Below are 20,265 nucleotides of genomic sequence, written 5' to 3'. Positions count from 1 at the left end.
CAGTAGTAGAAATTAAAATAGAAAATAAGAAATTGCCAGATCCGACTGGGCAATTTGAAATTGAAAAAGTTGATGATAAGGATAGTGAATTAAAGCTAAAAGGCGCTGTATTTCAAGTGTTAGATAAAGAAGGGAAAGAAGTTAGTAGATTAATAACGGATGAAAAAGGAAAGGTAATTTCCAACCAATTAGCAATTGGAAAGTATACGATTAAAGAAATAAAAGCACCGAACGGATACATGTTACTTAGGGATCCAATAGAAATAGAAATAGAAATTACAGAAGCAGTAAAGACACAAAAAATAACAGTGAAAAATGCGAAGAATAATTGGGTAATTCCTAATACTGGTGGGAGCGGAACAACAATTTTTTACGTAATTGGTATTATGCTAATGTTTGCTGTGCTATATTTCTGTAAGAAAAATCGTATATTATGAACTAATTTTATAGAGTTAGACAGATCGTTGCGTTAGAGAGTTTTAGGACATGAGTTCGGTATTGTACTGGACTCATGGTACTAAATTTGTTAAAGGAGGAAGGATAATAGTAAACATAGAATATATTAATGAATTAAAATATTTAAGAGGTGAACATGGTGGCAATAAAACAAGACGAAATTAAAGTAGTTGCCGGAGCTGGAGTGTTTAATAATAATCCAGGTTGGATTCAAACGCAAGAAGATGAACTTAACTTACTAGATAAAGCTACGTGGGAAGAAAGATTTGAATACAACTCTATTTCAGCTATTTTAGCTGAGCATGTATGGGAACACCTTACTTTTTAAGAAGGTGTAAGAGCAGCTGAAATTTGTTATGAATTTTTAAAACCATCTGGTCATATTCGGTGCGGAGTCCCTGATGCATTCTTTCAGGATGAGGCATATCAAAATATAGTTCAAATAGGGGGACCCGGTCCGAAAGATCATCCAGCAGCAAGTCATAAAATCGTTCATAATTATATAACATTAACGGAAATGTTTGAAACTGCTGGATTCGAGGTAGTTTTACTTGAATATTGTGATGAAAATGGTCGGTTTTATTACAACGAATGGGATGCAAACGACGGTGTTATTTTCCGTTCGAAAAGGTATGATTCTAGAAATAAAGGCGATAAACTTGGTTTTCCATCGCTAATTGTCGATGCGATTAAGCGTTAATCATTCAACAAAACAGGAGTTAATCCTATGATTTCATAAGTCGCAAATGCGGCTTTTTTATTTGTACGCAAATCTATATTTAATTTTCAATATTATATAACTCGATTTAGAAAATATTTAAGTTTTTCTCAGCACCATTTACTTTAAATTAACACTTCGCTGACATAAATATTTATTTTATATTTATATTCGTGTAAAATGAGATGAGAACATATATTCTATATAAGGAGGCAATTAAAATGATAGCTGAAATTGGGAAACTAACTGGTGGATATATTGTAAAATTTGAACGCGAATTTCCATATACGGTAGAGGAAGTTTGGTCTGTATTAACAGAAAACAGTAAGCTGAAAAAATGGATGTCCAATTTACAGATTGAAAGCCTTAAAACTGGTGGAATAATAAAGTTCGACATGATGGACGGTTCATTCATAAACATTGATATTTTAGAGTGTCAACTAAACTCAGTACTTGAATTTACTTGGGATAAAGACCGTGTCCGATTTGAAATACATAAAGAGGAAAATGGTACTCTTTTATTCCTAAAAGAGTACATTCATGAATTAACAGATCATACACCGAGAGATATAGCTGGTTGGCATATTTGTTTAAATCTTTTTTCTTACGTTTTAGAAGGAGAAGAGAAAGAATTTTCTAAAGATGAATGGCAACAGTGGTTTGAAATATACAAGGATAAGTTCATGAAGTGAGAGGATAATTGCATAATAGGTAATATTCATTATGTAATTATTATATTGTAAAAATGCTTTTGTGAATAAATAAGAATAGAGGTTAATATGAAAGTAAATCAATTAATTGCTAATAACATAAATAAATTAGATGCAACTATACCGTTTAATAAATCGTTTGGAATTGCTGGTTTATCTGGATCGGGTAAAACAACTTTTTGCCAAACAATTGGTGAAGAATCAAAAAAACGATTAGTTTCTTTATTGCCAAAGGCTGAATATCAATATTTATTTCCTAACATTATGGAAACAAATTTTAGTGCCATTAAGATGGAAGAAATACCTTTAGTACTTTTTCTAGGAAAATCATCGATTTCGTCTAATCCGCGTTCAACGATTGGTACTCATACTGGTGTTTTTACAGAGGTTCGGGAAAAACTTGCTGAGGTATTTAATCTTTCTCCAGAGGTCTTTTCATTTAATAATCAATTAGGCTGGTGTACTGGTTGTAAAGGCCGTGGTACTACAAAAAATGTTGAGTGTAAAAAATGTAAGGGAAAACGTTATAGTGAAGAAATTGAACAACATGAAATTGATTTGTTGGACAAGCCACATTCAATCTCAAATATTAATGATTTAAGTATTGAATCTATTCTTTCACTAGCAAAAGAGTTAAATATTAGTGAAGAAAAACAGCATATACTGCAAAATATTATTAATATGAACATTGGTTATTTAACATTAAATCGAATTATGGGTACGTTATCAGGTGGAGAGTTAACACGACTTTATTTGGCCGAATTCATGGCAGTAAGTGAAAATGCTGTAATTATTATTGATGAGATTTCAGTTGGACTTGATCATGAAACTTTATTACAAATTTTAGAAGAGATTAAACGATTAGGGTGTAAAAATCAAATTTGGCTTATTGATCATTCAGATACAGTACTAGATACAACTGATGAGCAATTGTTCTTTGGATCTGGTAGCGGAAAATATGGCGGGAAAATTGTGGAAGAATCACCAAGACCAAAGTCAATACTGTGGGATCGAAATAAAGAAATACCAACAGAATATTATACATTCTATGATTTATATTGCCGTAATATCCAAATGGCTGAGTTTCAAATTCCTAAAAACAGGCTTGTAACAGTTACAGGAGAATCAGGATGTGGGAAATCTACACTTGTCAACGAATGTCTAGCTACAGATTTTTTGAAACGATATCCAAAAGATAAATTAGTTATGGTAGGACAAGACCGAAATCAATCAATTACAAGTCGATCAACTGTAGCAACTTTCCTAGATATTAAAAAGAAACTGACAAAGTATAGTGAAGACATTGATGATATTTTTGAGCGCTCGATTGAGGATATTATTGATGAACTTCCAAATGAAGATATCGCTTATAAACGTTTGAGCCTACTAATTAAATTAGGGCTTGGCTATTTAACATTAGAGAGAAAAACACAAACATTATCGACAGGTGAGTTTCAATGTGTTCATTTAGTTTCGGAATTATTTGCAAACACTAGAAATCCACATACATTATTTATTTTTGATGAGCCTTCAAAAGGTTTATCACAAAATATTTTGAATCAATTTATCGATAGTATTAGAGGTATTCTGCAAGATGAATCAGTTTCGATCATTATGATTGAGCATAATCGTTACATGTTAGAAAGCTCTGATTATATAGTTGATTTTGGAAAAAGGCAGAATGAATCTATAGAGCATTTGGATGTTGTCAATCATGAGGATTACTATCGTCAAAAAAGTAATGTGAATAGCACAGAGAAAATACACATCTCTTCAATGCTTAAGCAGAAAAAAGGGGTTCACTATTTAGAAGAAAATCATATTAACTATTTTAAAAATGCCGAAAATATTTATAAGGGCGGTATTTTAAAAAGTTTATCATCAATGGCTAGGTTAATTTATGGTGAATATGAATCTGATACAATCGCACCTGTTATTGCTATTGATCTTGAAAGACATTTATATAGTCAATATAGTTTCTTATATGAGATTGGTGGATTAATTAATCATATTGTAGCTGCTCATCCAATTAATAAAGATACGAGAAGTTTTGATTTCTATTCACAGGACAATCATTGTCCATCTTGTTCTGGACGTCTTCAAATTGAAGTTTTTGATAAAGATATTGCCATTCAAGATAAAAGTGTTCCATTTTGGGATGGGCTATTCGATCCAGAAATCATGAAGGTATTAAAATTTTATCAGCATGAAAAAATAGAATTTCTATTCGAAGAAATAAAAAATGAGCTTGATCACGATTTGTCAAAGAGCTATAATGATATGTCAGAAGAAGAAAAGCATACGTTTTGGTACGGGTATTTTGAAAAATCATTTTATGATAAAAAAGGAAAGACACGCAGAACATGGGTAGGATTTAATACAATTATTGGTGGATATATTGTTATTTCAAAAGCACCTATTAAAGAAGAAATTAAAAGTTCAAAAAAAATGATGAAATGTCCAATTTGCGAGGGGACGGTTTTAAATCATCATAAACCACTTAAATTTGATAACGTAGATATTCGTGAAATAATTAATCAGCCTATTAATGAAGTAGTGAAAACAGTTGGTGATTTACCGACACTTGTTAAATTGAAGTCTATTGTTGGTGGCGATATGGTATTGACAGAAGATGTTTCTTTATTGCCAAGAAAAGCACAAGTTGCACTGAAGATGTTTGAATTAGAACAAGCAAGCTTTTCAAACTATGAAATGGTGTTACAAAATGTCTTACCATTCTGGGGTGAAATAAAAGGAAATATCGAATCCATTAGTGTTAATAATCAAGTAACTGTTTGTGATTTCCCTAATGTTTATGAAACGAGAGAAAACATTATAGATAAGTATTTCACAAATGGTAAATATAAAAAACTTACGTATGTATACGAAGCGTTTGGATACAAAAAAATAGTTACCCAAATTAATAAAATTAAAAAAAGTAATCCATGTCCATTTTGTAAAGGTAAGAAAGTGATAACCGAAGATAATCTACATGATGGTGTCTTTAAACTAACAATTCCATGTGTAACTTGTAATGCAAGTGGTATTAATGACGAAGGGTTAAAAGAAGTTGTCGAGGGCGTGGATGTACAAACGTGGTTAACTGGAAAAGTTAGTGATGTTGTGGATGAGAGCTTATTAACAGAAGCTGTTGGGCAAATACCAATTTTTAATCGTATTCGTGAGTTGGATAAACGAGATATGATGGCGGTTTATGAATGTCTTGAGAAAAATAACTAATGGTTATCAATTGCAGTAGTCATAAAAACAGGAATATAGGTTTTTAATTATATAAATATAACATGTTAAATTATTATTTAAATCGTTAAAAATAGTTGACCCTCACATAATGTCATTGTTTATGATGAAGTTGAGCTTCAAAGTAGATGTAACTTATAGGAGGAAATCATGTTTAAAATAGGGGATTTTTCGAAACTATCTTCCATTAGTATACGTATGTTGAGACACTACGATAAAGTGGAATTATTACAACCAGTAAAAGTCGATGAGCAGAGTGGATATCGATTTTATTCAGCTGACCAATTAAAAAAAGTAAATCAAATTCAAACATTAAAAGCTATGGGGTTTAATATTGCTACCATCAAAGAAATAATAGAATGCGATAATATAGATAGCATAAAAGAGCAATTTTTAAATCGTAGTGCTCAAATTAAAGAAGACATGAATAACCTCCAAAAACAATTACGTCTCCTCGAAGACTCAATGAAAACGATGAGAGAGGATGTTGTTGAGATGAATTATCATGTTTCAATAAAAGAAATTCCAGAAAGAACTGTAGCTAGTGTTAGAAAGATTATTCCATCGTATAATTGCGAAGGTGATTTATGGAGTGTATTAATGCAAGAAATTCAAATGGAAAATATTAGTATTGCCCATCCGAGTTATAGTATTGCGGTTTTCCATGATCGTGAATACAAAGAAAATGATGTAGATATAGAAATACAGCTAAGTATTCTAGGTAAGCACGAAAATACAAAAGACGTTACATTTAAAAATATGAAATCAACCAATATAGCTTCTATAACAGTTAATGGAAGTTATGAACAGATGACAGCTGTAAATGAGGCTGCGGCAAAATGGATTGAGACAGAAGGTTACAAATTAGCAGGCCCGATGTTTAATATTTATCATGTGAGCCCAGCGATGGAATCGGATCCTAATAAGTGGGTTACAGAAGTTTGTTATCCAGTTAAATAATGATAAAGAAAAAAGGCATTAATTATATGCCTTTTTTCTTTGGAAACTTATCCATAAATATCAAGACAAATTACTTCGAGATTCGATTCGTCAACTACTAGCACAATTTTATTTGCAAATGTACAAAATGAGCGGATTGTAATGAATCATCTAAAAACCAACCAGTTGGTACTAAAGTAATGTAATCATCTATTTGGAAATTTCAGCAATGTTTAAATGAGCAACAAAAGCCACCGTAATAAGGGGCTTTTGTCTTAAATAATTTAATGATATGTGTACCCTCCATCAGGAAACAATACATTACCCGTAGTAAAACTATTTTGCATTAAATATAGGACAGTATGTGCAATTTCATCATTATATCCAGCTCGTTGTACAAGTGAAAGAGATTTATAAGCTTCGTAAGCAACTAGTCTATTTTCATTTTGTTCATTTTCTTTTTGTATTGTTCCAGGAGAAACCACATTAACTCTAATAGGAGCTAATTCCACAGCTAAAGCCTTCCCTAAACTTTCAATAGCACCATTGCAAGCTCCATAAGCAGGTGCGCCTTTAAGTGGTCTTTGACTAAATGCACCGGACATTAACACGATAGATCCAGAGTTTGAAAGAAAAGGAATTGCATATTTTACGGCATAATATTGAGGCCAAAACTTTCCGATGAAGCTACTTTCAGCAATTTCCTCTGTAGAGGTAATTGGTCCAAGTGTGTAAGAGGCTCCCGGTGTGAATAAATGATCAAAGTTCCCAACTGTCTTGAAAAAAATTTGTAATTGCTCTTTATTTTGATTATCCAATATATAAGTTTGAAGATGATTGCTATTTATTAATTTTTTAGCAACTTTTAATTTTTCTTCCGAACGCCCTGCAATAATAACATGTGCTCCTTGTTCAATTACTTGTTTTGCCGTTGCCAATCCAATACCAGAACTCCCGCCAATGATAACAATACGACTATTTTCTAATGTAGTAATAGACATATTTTAGCCACTCCTTTAATAAAAAATTTAGAATATAACTGTGCTATGCTTTTATTATTCGCTAAAAGGGAGCAAGTGAAAAGTACGCACTTTATATGTACATAGTCGTAAATTTCGTACTAATCGCTATTTATGCGGATAAGTAATTGGAAAAATCGCTAAATATGGTTTATCCCGCATTAACGGGCAGTAAAACTCTCACCTCAAAGTTAGGAAAATGCAAGGAAGTTAGGTAAGAGATCAATTGCCCGTAAAAGCCCGATTGGTTCAACTAATAATCAGTTTGGGATGAACAAAACCCTCACTGATTAAAGTTTCACTTTATGATATCTGAGGAGAGGTGAGAAAAATGGATTTACAAGAACCGAAGTTAAAAGGGGTAATAGCAACATTACAAATAATCGGTGGGAAATGGAAGCCACTCATTTTGTTTATTTTGCTAACAGATGGAATGAAACGTTTTGGTGAATTAAAGCGATTGATACCAGATATATCTCAAGGGACGTTAGCGAAGCAATTACGTGAATTAGAGCAAGATCAACTAATAAAACGCGAAATTTATCAAGAAATACCACCTAAAGTAGAATATAGCTTAACTGAACATGGAAAAACAGTCAGTACTGTTTTGGATAGTATGTGTAGTTGGGGAAGAGGGCATTTAGAATATATAGATAAAGATAAACCATAAAAATGTTATGTAAACTTATTGTAGTGTGAAGGGAAATATTGTTTTAATAATTTGTAATTTATAATATATAATTAAGGAGTGTCGTAGGTTATTATACATATTTAATTTATTTTTACAAAGGGGAAGTAATAAGATGAACGAATTAGAGTATAAAAGCTTCTATGATAAAGTAGGAAGATTAAATGGATGGGATTTTAGTAAAATAAAATGTGAAACTGTAGGAGATACATGGGACTTTTATAGTGAGGTAAAAGAAAGGTGTAAACCATCACATATTTTACTTGATGTTGGTACAGGGGGAGGAGAAAATGTACTTAACATAGCATCATCAGCTAAATTGTTGATTGGAATTGATAATTCTAACGGCATGATTGCAACGGCACATTCTAACTTGAAAAAATCAGGTGTACAAAATGTTGAGTTTCTTCAAATGGGTTCTGAAGCTTTAACATTTCCACATGCACATTTTGATATTGCTTCAAGTTGTCATGCCCCGTTTCTGGCATCTGAGTTAGCGAAAGTAATGAAAAAGGGTGCCTTTTTCTTAACACAACAAGTAAGTGAGAATGATAAATTAAACCTGAAAGAAGCATTTGGTAGAGGGCAATGCTTAGGTGAACGGGATGGTACTTTAAAAGAAAAGTATATGAATGAACTTATTAGTGCAGGATTTGATCTCGTGCAAGTACGTGAATATGATGTTACTGATTATTACAGTAGGTCTGAAGATCTCATTTTCTTATTAAAACATACCCCTATTATTCCTAGATTCGGAGAACAGGAAGAGGATTTTACTATTTTACAAAAGTTCATTGATACGTATAGTTTTGAAAAAGGGATTCGTACTAATTCAAAAAGATTTATGATTATTGCTGTTAAATTATAATATATTTTAGTGTAAAAGCTGCTTTTCATTTAAAGAAAAGCAGCTTTTTGTGTGGAAAAGAATACAGGAAATACTTGAAAATAATAGAAATAAATAAAGTGTAAATTAAAAAATCAAAATATGGAGGATAAATGTTTTGAAACGTTACTATATTAGCAATGAAAAAATAAATGTACATATTACTGAATGGGGGAATAATGACAAGCCCGTTATCTTTTGTTTACATGGATTAGGTAGTACGAGTTTAAGATTTATAGAAATTGCTGTAAAGGATCTAGGGATCGAAATGGATAATAAAGTATGGTGGCATGCCAGGGGAAATACAGCTAGTAATATAATAAGAGGTATGCATAAAGATGAAACTATAGATATATATGAGAAGCTACCGGCTAATATTGTATTACTTCGAGCTACAGTCCCACAAGTTTGGGCGGATTATAGAGATAAGACAGTAAATGTTTTTAAAGAGAAAACGGACAGTATAGTAAAAGTAATTCCTGATACTACACATATGTTGCACTGGGATAAACCAGAAATTGTTATAGCAGAAATAAAAAATAATTGGAGCTAACATATTCATACTAAAGTTGTAGTTTCTACATGAAAAATCCATCCTTCCGTTTGATTTTATCTATTTATAAGTGTAATACAATACGAATAGATAATAAGAAACAAGGGGGAATGTAACGTGATTACACATATATTAGATATAAAATTACAAACGGTTTCCATAGAAGGGGTAAAACAAGTTTATAGGGACATATTATCTTTTCCAATAAAAAAAGAAACAGAATCATTTATTCAATTTAAAGTAACACCGTACACTACAATTAGTTTTCAAGAATTATATGAACCAATTGCACCTGCGCACTTTGCTTTTGAGATTCCATATTCAAAATTTCATGAAGTTGCAAGATGGCTTGAAAAGTCTGGATTACTCATTGTAAAATGGAAAGATGGTCATACAATTGATGAAGAGAGCGGCCGATTCAACTTATATTTCAGAGATGGCGATGGAAATCTTCTCGAAATTATCGCGCATAGTTATGTTAAAGAAGATGTATTAGTACCACACTCACCTTTAAACATTTTATACGTAAGGGAAATTGGTCTTCCTGTTAAAAGTGTACCTGTTTTTACGGAATGGTTAAAATCAAATCTAAATATGAAAACGATGGAAGATGGGGATATTTTTAACTTTGTTATAGGTGGCACTGCATATATCGTCGCGACTTGGTGGCAGAGACCTTGGATTCCAATCGCAATGAAAGCTTTACCACCGAAAGTTCATGTTTCTTTCGGAACACCGGATTCAGCATTTTTACAGCACATCCAAAATAACTTTAAGAAAAATAATGTTCCCTTTGAATGTAAACATAATGAAGTATCATTTATTGAGCAGGGATATTCATTTTCTATTGTGTATACACCAGAGTTTCATTCCAATATTCCTAAAGAACTAAACTTACCACTTTCTATTTAAGGATAGAAAGTGGTAAGTTTTTTATATCTTCGTGAAGAAGGTTTTCGTTATGATTAGAGTGAATGCAAAGAAAAGGATTAAGCGTTATTCAAACTTATTTTAAGGAGAGAAATGAAGTGAATCTAGGTAATCCAATTGCAAAAGGGAATACTGCAGAAATTTATTTAACTGATGATAAGGTTGTAAAATTATTTAAAGATTACCTCCCAGATACAGAGTCTATGAATGAAGCAAAAAAACAAAAATATGCTTATTCATGCGGGCTGCCAGCTCCAAACGTATTCGAAGTGACAAAGATACAAAATAGACAGGCAATTATTATGGAACATGTAAAAGGGGACAACATTGGTGATCTTCTGCTTAATAATTTAAATGAGGCAGAGCGTTATATCGGCCTTTGTGTTAATGAGCAAAAAAAGATCCATGCTATACATGTGAATACAGATGAAATGGAGTTAATGAGGGAAAGGTTAGAGCGTCAAATTAAATCTGTGCATAAATTGGATGAACGCAAAAAGAAGGATATATTACAAAAATTAGAATCTATTACATTTGATTTTAGGCTATGTCATGGAGATTTTCATCCATTTAATTTGATTTTGAGTAAGGAAGAGAAAGTGAAAGTTATAGATTGGGTAGATGCTAGTTCAGGTGATATTCGCGCAGATGTATTTCGAACATACTTGTTGTACTCACAATCTTCGGTAGAATTAGCTGAGATGTATTTACATATATATTGCAGTCGTACCGGCATATCAAGAGATGAAGTTTTTCAATGGGCTCCTATTATTATTGCAGCTAGATTTTCTGAAAAAGTATCACCGCAAAATGAAGTGTATTTGAAAAGATTATTGAATCAGTATTTATAAGTCATAAAAAAGGTTGTCAGCTAATTAATAAATGCTGTTGTTTAACCAAAGTTTCCTTGTAGTTAAACAACAGTATTCTTAAATATTGATATAGGTATTCTTATTTTCGATCTTCATCCTATAAAGGTTCATAATCCGTACTTGTTCCTCCGTTAATTCATCTTTATCCCAATACATATGCATTAAGCTATATTCAAAAATCTCCTTTAATTTAATAAATAACGGAAACTTGTCTTTCATCTCTTTTGGTAGCTCATTTTCCTCTTGGTAGCCTTCAAATAGTGCTTTTGTAATAGAATACTCATAGTCAACGATATTCCCATTTCCAGCAAATGAATATTCTATTGCACTATAAATAGGAACGGCTAAATCGAATATGTAAAAATGTTTTTCGCAGTCTTGAAAATCTATCATTGTTAAGTTTGAATTATTTTCGACTAAAATGTTTTCTAACCATAAATCTCCGTGTATTAAGCCGTAATTTGAAGGGGATTTTGGTAGCTCTTTTATGGAAGTTAAAACGTCAGATGCAATTTCTCTTATTGTATTTTCTTCTTTAGGGATATATTTAAGAAAATTATATTCTTCATTTTCATACCAATCGTTTATATGTTTTACTGGTTTAATCTTTTCAAAGCTTTTAGATATACGATGTAATTTTCCAATTTGTTTACCAAGTTTTTTAAATATATTAGAATTCCATTCAGACCTTGGTAAATGTATACCAGGAGCAGCTTTATATAATACAGCAAAAATCTCCTTGTCTAATGTGAATTTTTCTACAAAATTCCCTTGTAATGAAGGGATTATTGGTGGAACACCTAAACCATTTTGATATAAAAAATTTGTATATAAAACTTCCTCTATCTGTTCTTCATATGTTTTGTAGTTTGTAATTCTACTGAAGTATGTACCTTGTTCTGTAAGACATTCATACATCTCATTTGTTATTGGCTTAATGTTAATAAAATTCAACGGATACTGTTCATTTATGAATTGAAGTATTTCTTTTTCTAGCTTGTTCATTGAAACGTCCTTTCCAAACCTTAATTTTTTAACTTGGGAATTAAAAGAATTTTATTTTATAAAATTCGTGTTTAATTTTTGAAATCCTTTAAAATGAAATATGATGTAAATTGACCTTTAATAATTAGTAAGGTGTTGCCAACATACTCATTAACGCTAAATTGAAAAATGAATAGAAGGTATGACAAAATAAGATAGATGAAAAAATATAAAATTAATACTTATATATAGATTATAAAGACTTTAGAGAAAGGCTCATGTTATAAAACACAAGAAATATCAAAAGAAAGAAACGCACTTCTCCTATACTTTTAAATAAGGAGTGAAGGAAATGAATGAACATATACAGCAGATGATTAATTGGATTGAGAGCAATTTAAAAAAGAGATTTTCATTAGATGAATTATCTCGTTACATGGGGTATTCTCCTTATTATTGCTCTTTTAAATTTCATCAAGTAACGGGTTTCAGTATTAGACGTTATATTCTTCTTAGAAGGTTGTATTTATCTACGGAGGATTTAAAGAATGGTAGGAAGATAATTGAGGTCGCATTGGATTACGATTACTCTTCCCAAGAGGTTTATAGTAGAAGTTTTAAAAATGTTTTTGGAATGAATCCAAGAGAATACCAACTTAACAAAATGCCTATTCAATCATTTGTTAAACTAAATTTAAATAAAGAAGGGGCGTTTAATATGAATATTTCTAGAAAAATAGAGGTTGAGCAGTTACGAAATAGGAAGAGTGAGCTATTTGATAAAGAGGTACTTAACATATTAAATGGTCAAGTTATGTATGAAGAATTTAAAAACGAAAAGCTAATGGGTGATTCTGATTATGCACCATTTAATGAGGCAATGTGTGTGAACTCGGCTACTACTCAAGTTTTTAATGAAGAGTTTATTAAAACAAGAGCGAAAGGACATAACAGTTCAGTAGAAAGTTATATAAAAAAGGTTATAGATCCGTTAGAAAACCTTTTTACGAAAAAGTATAAATGTATTGTTCTATGGTTTGGTGAAGATATGTTTTGCCAAATGAACCTACTTACCATACTTTCTCACCTTGAACAGTCTGCTTATGAAGGGAAGGTATACTTAAATAGCTTTAGAGAGGATGAATTTAAAGTAAATCAAATTGAACTTGAATTGGGGAATTACTCTTCTATATACAATGAAGTATTAGTAAACCATAAAAAGACCTCTCATAAGGTACCACCTGTAATGTATCAGGCTATAGACTTATTTTTAGAAATGTTAACAGAAGATAATGCAGTAATGAAATTCATCTCTAAAAATAAAGATTTATCAACTCGTGAATTATTAATAAAGTTGTTTTATCTTTTTCCAACAATCGGATATGGAGATACTCAGTACATAGAGCTGATTAATAAAATAAAGAAGAAAGCTACACCAAAAATATAGGTGCAGCTTTCTTCTTATAATTGCTCAAGTAATTCTAATTCTTTTTCTACAAATAGCATTAGTTCTTTAATTGTTTCACCAGAAAAATCAAAACGAATACCGGCTGCATCATACACTTCTTTTATAGATTGCGAGCTTCCTAGTGATAATGCCTTTTTATAATTTTCTAGCGCTTGCTTAGGATCCTCTTTATATTGTTTATACATTTGTAATGCACCAAGTTGGGCGATCGCATATTCAATATAATAAAATGGTACTTCAAAAATATGGAGTACAGGTAACCAACTCGTTGCTATCCAGTTTTCGTAGCCATCAATATGTATGACGCTAGACTGATAATGTTTTTGAAGTTGTAAGTATTTTTCATTTCTTTCTTCAGAAGTATGACTTGGATTTTCATACAGCCAGTGTTGAAATTGATCGACAATAAGCATAATAGGTAAATATGAAATAACATCTTTAAAGAAATTAATTTTTGCTTGTTTTAAATCTTTTTTGTCTGTATAGAAGGTATCCCAATAATTAAGCGAGAATAACTCCATTGTCATACTGGCTAGCTCAGCTGTTTCAGCTGGAATTTCTATATACTGTCGTAATTTTAATGGTTTTATGAGTTCGTTATGAATACTATGACCCATTTCATGTATAAAAGTGACAATATCATCTTGTGTATAATTTAAGTTCATAAAAATATAAGATAATTGTGAAGTTGGTAAGTACTCACAAAAGCCACCAGCTGCTTTTCCTTTGCGGCTTGTTAAATCAAGACAATTGTGTTTATACATTCGGTTTAAAAGTGCTGAAAATTCAACATCTAGTTTATTAAAGATATGAGTGCTCTTTTCAATTAAATCATTTTCATTTGCAATAGGTTTAAGTACTTTTTGATCTGGAGTTACAGCTGATACATCCCACGGGCGAAGCGTATCAACTTGCAGTTTATCTTTTTTCTCTAGCAATATTTTATCTTTAAGAGGCACAACATACTTACGTATGGATTCAGCTAGTTCATAGCAATCTTTCGCTGAATAATCAAAACGCTCGTATTTTTTGAACATATAATCGCGATAATTCTCTAGTTGAATATTTTTTGCTTTTTGATGGCGAATTTCAATTAATTGATTTAATATGTTTTGGAGTTCTTTTTCAACAGATAAAAATTGTTCAGAAATAATGGTTTTTGCCTTTTTACGGGTGTCACGATTCGAATCTTGTAAATAGGATTGTAATTCTGTTATCGTTTTTTCTTCTCCGTCCCAAATTCCACTTAATCCTCCAGTGATTTCAAAGTACTCTGTGATTAATTTGTCTTCCTTTATTTCTAATTCGATATTTTCCTCACAAAATAACTTTTGAGCGTTTTTTATTTTTGTATCTAATAAACCATATACGTTAGAATCTAATTCCATTCGAAAAGGTGACTCTAAATATTTATTATCCAATAAATTTTGGTACCGCTTTAAAAGTGGCTTTACAAATTGTTGATCATGTTCAAAAGTATCCTTTATTTCTTCATCATCCGTATTACATTGAAAGGCGATGTAATGTGATCTTAATTGTTCTTCGATGTCCCAAATTACTTTTGACTGCTCTTTTAACCAATTTTCAAGGTCTAGTTTTGAAGAAATCATTTTATTTAATAAAGTCGAAAGAGTTTTTTCCAATTGTAGTACATTACTAATATCAATCGTATTTACACGTTGCATTATATATCCCTCACTTTTTATTTATTCATAGAGATATTCTATTTATTAATTGTAATTCCCTTGTTAAGTGGGGTAAATGTGAAATAATGTTAAATTTAAATAATTAAAGAAAGTATTTATATGTCAAAGTAAAAAGTTTATCGTAAATGAAAATATATGGAGGGGTGCTGCATGAGAAAGGGAAAGAAGTTACTTGTATTTTTATTTCCACTTGTTTTATCCCGCATTAACGGGCAGTAAGATCCCCACCTCAAAATTCAGCGAAAGAAGTTAGGTGGGGGGATCAACTGCCCGTAAAAGCCCGATTGGTTCAACTAATAATCATTGGGGATGAACAAAACCCCCAATGATTAAAGTTTCACTTTATTATGTGCCTGTGAGAATGAGATTGAAGATGCTAAAAGTGAAGAGTCTATAGTGATGGATATTGCTACAGCGCCGCGGTAAAGGAGGAATCTTTTTTTAGTGCTGCTATAAGAGATGAAAAAGAAAGAATATTAGATTTAGAGATTGCTGATAGCGAAGATAGTAACGAAATAAAAAATGATATTAATAAAAGATTGGTGATACAAGGTGTAACGTCTTATAAAATCAATATAACTCAAAGAAATAGAGAAGTTGTAAAGGCAGAGAGTAGATGGAATCAAGTTTTTGGACATATATTTGATGACGTATTCAGAAAAAATGGATATGAAGGGTTTGGTATTCAGCAAATAAATTATAAAAAGAATCAACCTGTTACCATTGATATAAAAACTAAGCTTAGCGATGATGAAGTAGGGGCGAGAGAACTTGGACAGAAAATAGAAAAAGAAGTTGAAGGGGTACTTAAAACAGAAGCAGTAAAGAAATGGATTGAAAATGATTCATATGCTATTGGGATTTACGATATAGATGATCGGAAAATTAACTAATTGAGGAATGAATGCTATATGAATAGAGAACCGATGTAATTAAATATAGAATTGCTGGAGGAGGTGTAATATGTATAAGTATTTACATATTTTAAATGACATAGAAAATATGATTCAAAATGGAGAAATAAAAGAAGGGAAGAAATTACCGTCTATACGGTCACTCGTTACGCAATATGAATGTAATAAGGCAACAGTTATACGTGCGCTTCATGAATTAGAAAAGCGTCACATTATATATTCTGTCCCTCAAAGTGGATACTACGTTGTTAAGAAATCTGGGAGTACCATAGAAAATAACGAGATAATTGATTTCGCTTCTTCAGCACCAGATCCAGATGTTTTCCCATATTTAGATTTTCAGCATTGCATTAATAAGGCTATTGATACTTATAAAAATGATTTGTTCGTATACGGAACACCGAAAGGGTTACCATCTTTAATTCCAGTCATTCAAAAACAGTTGGCAAATTATCAAGTGTTCACGAAAGAAGACAATATTTTTATAACGTCAGGTGTGCAGCAGGCGCTTGCTATATTAACTTCTATACCATTTCCGAATGGAAATGAAACTGTATTAATTGAACAGCCAACATATCATCTATATATTGATTATCTAGAAATAAATAAAGTTCCTGTAATCGGTATTAAACGTACGAATGAAGGTATCGATTTGAATGAATTGGAGCAAATATTTCAAACTGGAAAAATAAAATTCTTTTATACGATACCGAGATATCATCATCCGCTTGGAACTTCTTATTCTAAAGATGAGAAAGAAAAAATCGCACTATTGGCTAAGAAATACAATGTATTTATAGTGGAAGATGATTATTTAGCAGATTTAGAAACTGATTCAAAAGCAGATCCGTTATATAGCTTGGATAATTGTAGTCATGTCATATATTTGAAAAGTTATTCGAAGATTATTTTTCCTGGTTTACGGGTTGGAGTTGCAGTCATCCCACCATCCATTGCAAATGTTTTCTATACATACAAAAAGATACTAGATATTGATAGTCCGATGATTTCTCAAGCGGCTTTAGAAATTTATATAAAGAGCGGTATGTTTGAACGTCATAAAAGTAAAATTAATTCTTCCTACTACAATAGATCAATAAAACTAGCAGAAACATTAGAAAAAGTGCAAAATGAAGATCAATCATTATTTACATATAATAGACAAAACACATTTGGAATACACACTTGTTTAGAAATGCAGAAAAACACAGTTACAGAAACACTTATACAAAAATTAGGTGACATGCAAATAAGTGTCGATACTATTGATAAGAATTATATGAGGAATTTTCCTAAAGAAAAACTGTTAAAGTTAAATGTTTCGAATGTAAAAGAAGATAAGATTGAAGAAGGTATTCGTAAAGTAATTGAGGAAATCAACCAATCAAGACACTTGAATTTTCAGTTTAGAAAAGAATAATTTGAATTAGGAGGTTTGTTGTGAGGCGCCAAATAATTCTCTTGTTTGTGTGTGCCGCTATAATAATTGGAGCTATAGTTGTGACTAAATATTATAAAAAAGATGACCAATGCATCGCGGTTGGTAAGTATTCAAGAGGTATTATCGTAGATCAAAATAACGAACCTATATCTAATGTGAAAATATATGAAGATTCAATTGAAGAAAGTAAGGAACGCAGTATTTCAAATGCACAAGGTGAATTTGAAATACTAGATGGGGTTTGTGGTGAGATTGTTTTACAATTAGTTACTCCAGATGGAGAAATCTATACGAGAAAATATGATAGTAAGTATATACCACAAGTAATAGAACTGAGTTATAAAAAGTAAGGGGAATTACATGTAACCATTACAAGGAACTGAGTTTAATTAATATTTTTTAGAGCACTCAATAGCTGAGTGCTCTTTTTATTTATGACATAATTGTTTAAAATGGAAATAAACTACCAATTAATGATACTCTTAAAGTATAGCTTTTATTTTGAATAGGAGGGCGATGGAGTCTATGGGGGTACGTATAGTCGATGATTTACAGCAATTATCATTGTTACTTATGTTTTTAAGTACACTCATATTTTACAGATACTTAAAGAAGGTTAAACGAGAGAGAAAACTGACTGGCTTTGAATGGACAATGTATTTTGTCACTCAATTTGCTACATTAATTTGGGCAATTACTTATTTTATTAAACATTTAGCTGAATCATAAATACTAATCAATCTAGTTTACTGTTATCTATTTGGGATATAAATATAGTCCGTATCTAAATCAATGACAACATTGCTAGTGACGTCTTCTTGTAGTAACTTTGGATTTTTTTTGTAATAATATCGTACACAAAATAAGCGTAGCAGATCCTCATTAGATATCTCTTCATTTCTTACATTTAAATACATCGTTATTAATTCGTTAATAGAACAGTTACGGCCAATAACATACTCGTTTATTCTATATCCATCAAATTCAATTATCATGTTATCACTGTTGGGTGCTAGCCAACGTTATAGCTTTAATTTTGGATGAATCTATTATACATTGTTTGAAATTTAGTGAGAATATATTTTTATAAAGTGAGAGGATATGAATGGAACAGTATAAGTTAGTTTTAGAAGGTGCGAAACAACTTAAGTGGGAACCGGGTAAAATTAGATCCATACAGGACGATGAAATTATTGTTAAAACAATTGCAGGAGCTATAAGCATTGGGGCCGAGTTACCACAGTATAATGGATCCGATGTTACGGATACGAATCCTTTTTATCCAAGAAAAACTGGATATGAAAGTTATGGTGAAGTGATTGAAGTTGGTAATAAAGTAACACATGTAAACGTAGGCGATAAAGTAGTTTTTTTTTATGGACATGAAACAATAGGGATAGTTAAGGGGCATAAAGTAATTCGAGTGCCTAGTTCTATACAACCTAAAGTTGCTTTATTATCTATTCTTTCGTGTGATGCCGCTAAAGGAGTATTGAAACTAAACCCGCAACAGGATGAAAAAGTACTTATAACTGGAATGGGAGTTATTGGTTTACTCGCTTGTTATTTCTTAAAATACTATGTAGGCGTTGAGCACGTGGATGTTGTTGAGCCTAATAAAAATAGAAGAGATTTTGCAAAGAATTTTGGTGCGAAAAACATATATGATTCAGAAGAAAAAATAATAGAAACATATAATTATGGTTTCGAATGTTCTGCTACAAATAGTGGATTTCATGCATTGCAAAAAGCTCTTAAAACTAATGGACAAATATGTATACTTTCTGATGGTAATAATGAAATTATCGCATCAGACGGGATAAGCTCGTTTATACATGTTGAAGATGCTGCAAGAGCTACTATGCTAGCCCTTAATTGGCCTTCAGGAATCGTAAATATTGTAGATAATTATCCAGCAACTAGTAAAGAATGGTTACCAATATATGCAGCAGCGATAGGGGCACCTCAGCCTAAAGTTCAAGATGGGAAAAATAGTTGGGAAAGAGGAGCTTCCAATAATAAGGCACGTAAAGAGTATGGTTGGATACCTTTATTTCCATCATGGTCTGAAGGATTTAACAACTTAATAGGTAAGTAAAACACACCTTTAATGGGAATGATAGTAAAATACACCATTAAAGGATTGGGTAGTTATGAATATAATTTTGGAAAGTATTATATTAACTTTTACTGGAATAATTGTTTTGAAAATGACAGGTAGTACATCTGCCAGCCAAATGACAAGAGCTGAAATCATTATAGTTGTATCAATTGGCCGTATTATTGTAGAACCTGTATTAAGTAGAAAAGTAGTCCCATCTATATTTGCGGCTATCATATTTGCAAGCATATTACTTATCATTCATTTCTTTGAATTGAAATCAAGGAAGGTGGAACAATTCCTAAATGGAAGTAGCATTATAATTGTTGAAAACGGAGAGATTGTAAAAGAGAATTTGATGCAGGCAAAAATGTCGGAACAACAACTTTATATGCAATTAAGAGAAAAAGGGATTCATGACGTAAAGAGTTTACAGCAAGTTACAGCGGAACCGAATGGGCGTATTGGTTATCAATTAATAAAAGAAGCACAACCAATAACTTTAGAAATGTTAGAAAAAGTATTAGATCGGTACAATATAAAAAGATAATTTCTCATGAGAAACAGCCAATACTACCAAAAAAATATTGGCTGTTTTTTTATTTTCTATAAACGTAAGGAT

Annotated in this window: 19 protein-coding genes and 3 pseudogenes; 18 read left to right on the top strand and 4 right to left on the bottom strand. The window is 31.4% G+C overall.

Features of this window, described 5'->3' with window-relative positions:
* The 5 genes and pseudogenes from MR160_RS17185 to MR160_RS17165 form a co-directional block, all read left to right on the top strand.
* A partial coding sequence (locus MR160_RS17185) for a SpaA isopeptide-forming pilin-related protein (protein ID WP_242297802.1) occupies nt 1–437 on the top strand: 437 nt, incomplete at its 5' end.
* A 158-nt stretch (nt 438–595) separates the two neighbouring features.
* A pseudogene (locus tag MR160_RS17180) lies at nt 596–1,156 on the top strand (class I SAM-dependent methyltransferase).
* Nucleotides 1,157–1,395: 239 nt separating this feature from the next.
* Entirely contained in the window at nt 1,396–1,866 is a 471-nt protein-coding gene (locus tag MR160_RS17175; RefSeq protein ID WP_000559850.1) for an SRPBCC family protein, read from the top strand.
* An 87-nt stretch (nt 1,867–1,953) separates the two neighbouring features.
* The gene (locus tag MR160_RS17170) at nt 1,954–5,124 is read left to right on the top strand and encodes an ATP-binding cassette domain-containing protein (RefSeq protein WP_000867738.1); all 3,171 of its coding nucleotides are present in this window, start codon (nt 1,954–1,956) and stop codon (nt 5,122–5,124) included.
* Between the two features lie 168 nt (nt 5,125–5,292).
* Nucleotides 5,293–6,102, top strand: a complete 810-nt coding sequence (locus MR160_RS17165; protein ID WP_242297800.1) for a MerR family transcriptional regulator — start codon at nt 5,293–5,295, stop codon at nt 6,100–6,102.
* Between the two features lie 263 nt (nt 6,103–6,365).
* On the opposite strand, the gene MR160_RS17160 is transcribed toward MR160_RS17165, so the two are convergent.
* Nucleotides 6,366–7,082 (bottom strand): SDR family oxidoreductase, encoded by a 717-nt coding sequence (locus MR160_RS17160; RefSeq protein ID WP_000029094.1) that lies wholly within the window; start codon nt 7,080–7,082, stop codon nt 6,366–6,368.
* A 349-nt stretch (nt 7,083–7,431) separates the two neighbouring features.
* Between MR160_RS17160 and MR160_RS17155 the strand changes: the two genes are divergently transcribed.
* The 5 genes from MR160_RS17155 to MR160_RS17135 all read left to right on the top strand — a co-directional run bounded on the left by MR160_RS17155 (nt 7,432) and on the right by MR160_RS17135 (nt 11,008).
* A complete protein-coding gene (locus tag MR160_RS17155) occupies nt 7,432–7,770 on the top strand; it encodes a winged helix-turn-helix transcriptional regulator (RefSeq protein ID WP_000365520.1) in 339 nt (112 codons plus the stop codon).
* A gap of 133 nt (nt 7,771–7,903) precedes the next feature.
* On the top strand, nt 7,904–8,656 hold the full coding sequence (locus tag MR160_RS17150) for a class I SAM-dependent methyltransferase (RefSeq protein WP_001003870.1): 753 nt from the start codon (nt 7,904–7,906) through the stop codon (nt 8,654–8,656).
* 136 nt (nt 8,657–8,792) lie between these two features.
* Nucleotides 8,793–9,227, top strand: a complete 435-nt coding sequence (locus MR160_RS17145) for a hypothetical protein (protein WP_063675393.1) — start codon at nt 8,793–8,795, stop codon at nt 9,225–9,227.
* Nucleotides 9,228–9,344: 117 nt separating this feature from the next.
* Entirely contained in the window at nt 9,345–10,139 is a 795-nt protein-coding gene (locus MR160_RS17140; RefSeq protein ID WP_000627905.1) for a VOC family protein, read from the top strand.
* Nucleotides 10,140–10,255: 116 nt separating this feature from the next.
* Nucleotides 10,256–11,008 carry an aminoglycoside phosphotransferase family protein gene (locus MR160_RS17135; protein ID WP_025989038.1) on the top strand — a complete coding sequence of 251 codons (753 nt, stop codon included), beginning with the start codon at nt 10,256–10,258 and terminating at the stop codon, nt 11,006–11,008.
* A 78-nt stretch (nt 11,009–11,086) separates the two neighbouring features.
* Here MR160_RS17135 and MR160_RS17130 read toward each other — a convergent pair whose 3' ends face one another.
* Nucleotides 11,087–12,034, bottom strand: a complete 948-nt coding sequence (locus tag MR160_RS17130; protein ID WP_001037122.1) for a phosphotransferase enzyme family protein — start codon at nt 12,032–12,034, stop codon at nt 11,087–11,089.
* 331 nt (nt 12,035–12,365) lie between these two features.
* Here MR160_RS17130 and MR160_RS17125 point away from each other — a divergent pair, with 331 nt between their 5' ends.
* Entirely contained in the window at nt 12,366–13,460 is a 1,095-nt protein-coding gene (locus MR160_RS17125) for a helix-turn-helix domain-containing protein (protein ID WP_001002111.1), read from the top strand.
* A gap of 14 nt (nt 13,461–13,474) precedes the next feature.
* On the opposite strand, the gene MR160_RS17120 is transcribed toward MR160_RS17125, so the two are convergent.
* Nucleotides 13,475–15,166, bottom strand: a complete 1,692-nt coding sequence (locus MR160_RS17120) for a M3 family oligoendopeptidase (RefSeq protein WP_001190027.1) — start codon at nt 15,164–15,166, stop codon at nt 13,475–13,477.
* Nucleotides 15,167–15,586: 420 nt separating this feature from the next.
* On the opposite strand from MR160_RS17120, the pseudogene MR160_RS17115 reads away from it, so the two are divergent.
* The 4 genes and pseudogenes from MR160_RS17115 to MR160_RS17100 all read left to right on the top strand — a co-directional run bounded on the left by MR160_RS17115 (nt 15,587) and on the right by MR160_RS17100 (nt 18,271).
* Nucleotides 15,587–16,080: pseudogene (locus tag MR160_RS17115) on the top strand (DUF4030 domain-containing protein).
* 70 nt (nt 16,081–16,150) lie between these two features.
* The gene (locus MR160_RS17110; RefSeq protein ID WP_242297798.1) at nt 16,151–17,521 is read left to right on the top strand and encodes an aminotransferase-like domain-containing protein; all 1,371 of its coding nucleotides are present in this window, start codon (nt 16,151–16,153) and stop codon (nt 17,519–17,521) included.
* A gap of 20 nt (nt 17,522–17,541) precedes the next feature.
* Nucleotides 17,542–17,892: a hypothetical protein gene (locus tag MR160_RS17105; protein WP_001254186.1), complete on the top strand. Its 351-nt coding sequence runs from the start codon at nt 17,542–17,544 to the stop codon at nt 17,890–17,892.
* Between the two features lie 175 nt (nt 17,893–18,067).
* Complete coding sequence (locus tag MR160_RS17100) at nt 18,068–18,271, top strand: hypothetical protein (protein ID WP_000538969.1); 204 nt, start codon at nt 18,068–18,070, stop codon at nt 18,269–18,271.
* Between the two features lie 23 nt (nt 18,272–18,294).
* Here MR160_RS17100 and MR160_RS17095 read toward each other — a convergent pair whose 3' ends face one another.
* Entirely contained in the window at nt 18,295–18,537 is a 243-nt protein-coding gene (locus tag MR160_RS17095) for a hypothetical protein (RefSeq protein WP_015945790.1), read from the bottom strand.
* A 110-nt stretch (nt 18,538–18,647) separates the two neighbouring features.
* Here MR160_RS17095 and MR160_RS35145 point away from each other — a divergent pair.
* From MR160_RS35145 to MR160_RS17085, 3 genes and pseudogenes are all read left to right on the top strand, one after another.
* Nucleotides 18,648–18,899: pseudogene (locus MR160_RS35145) on the top strand (hypothetical protein); the annotation flags it as partial.
* Between the two features lie 66 nt (nt 18,900–18,965).
* Nucleotides 18,966–19,640, top strand: a complete 675-nt coding sequence (locus MR160_RS17090; protein WP_002082729.1) for a zinc-binding dehydrogenase — start codon at nt 18,966–18,968, stop codon at nt 19,638–19,640.
* A gap of 55 nt (nt 19,641–19,695) precedes the next feature.
* The gene (locus MR160_RS17085; protein ID WP_001021412.1) at nt 19,696–20,193 is read left to right on the top strand and encodes a DUF421 domain-containing protein; all 498 of its coding nucleotides are present in this window, start codon (nt 19,696–19,698) and stop codon (nt 20,191–20,193) included.
* Nucleotides 20,194–20,265: the final 72 nt, after the last annotated feature.

It is taken from the genome of Bacillus cereus group sp. BfR-BA-01382, assembly GCF_022663475.1.
GTDB lineage: Bacteria > Bacillota > Bacilli > Bacillales > Bacillaceae_G > Bacillus_A > Bacillus_A thuringiensis_S.
The sequence above is the reverse complement of the archived record's forward strand: the minus strand, read 5'-3'. Positions and strand labels throughout refer to the sequence as shown.

Coding starts and splice junctions, on each gene's coding strand:
- MR160_RS17120 (WP_001190027.1), bottom strand. CDS start 15,166: ATGCAACGTGTAAATACGATTGATATTAGTAATGTACTACAATTGGAA.
- MR160_RS17160 (WP_000029094.1), bottom strand. CDS start 7,082: ATGTCTATTACTACATTAGAAAATAGTCGTATTGTTATCATTGGCGGG.
- MR160_RS17170 (WP_000867738.1), top strand. CDS start 1,954: ATGAAAGTAAATCAATTAATTGCTAATAACATAAATAAATTAGATGCA.
- MR160_RS17125 (WP_001002111.1), top strand. CDS start 12,366: ATGAATGAACATATACAGCAGATGATTAATTGGATTGAGAGCAATTTA.
- MR160_RS17165 (WP_242297800.1), top strand. CDS start 5,293: ATGTTTAAAATAGGGGATTTTTCGAAACTATCTTCCATTAGTATACGT.
- MR160_RS17175 (WP_000559850.1), top strand. CDS start 1,396: ATGATAGCTGAAATTGGGAAACTAACTGGTGGATATATTGTAAAATTT.
- MR160_RS17130 (WP_001037122.1), bottom strand. CDS start 12,034: ATGAACAAGCTAGAAAAAGAAATACTTCAATTCATAAATGAACAGTAT.
- MR160_RS17150 (WP_001003870.1), top strand. CDS start 7,904: ATGAACGAATTAGAGTATAAAAGCTTCTATGATAAAGTAGGAAGATTA.
- MR160_RS17095 (WP_015945790.1), bottom strand. CDS start 18,537: ATGATAATTGAATTTGATGGATATAGAATAAACGAGTATGTTATTGGC.
- MR160_RS17110 (WP_242297798.1), top strand. CDS start 16,151: ATGTATAAGTATTTACATATTTTAAATGACATAGAAAATATGATTCAA.
- MR160_RS17085 (WP_001021412.1), top strand. CDS start 19,696: ATGAATATAATTTTGGAAAGTATTATATTAACTTTTACTGGAATAATT.
- MR160_RS17155 (WP_000365520.1), top strand. CDS start 7,432: ATGGATTTACAAGAACCGAAGTTAAAAGGGGTAATAGCAACATTACAA.
- MR160_RS17100 (WP_000538969.1), top strand. CDS start 18,068: ATGGGGGTACGTATAGTCGATGATTTACAGCAATTATCATTGTTACTT.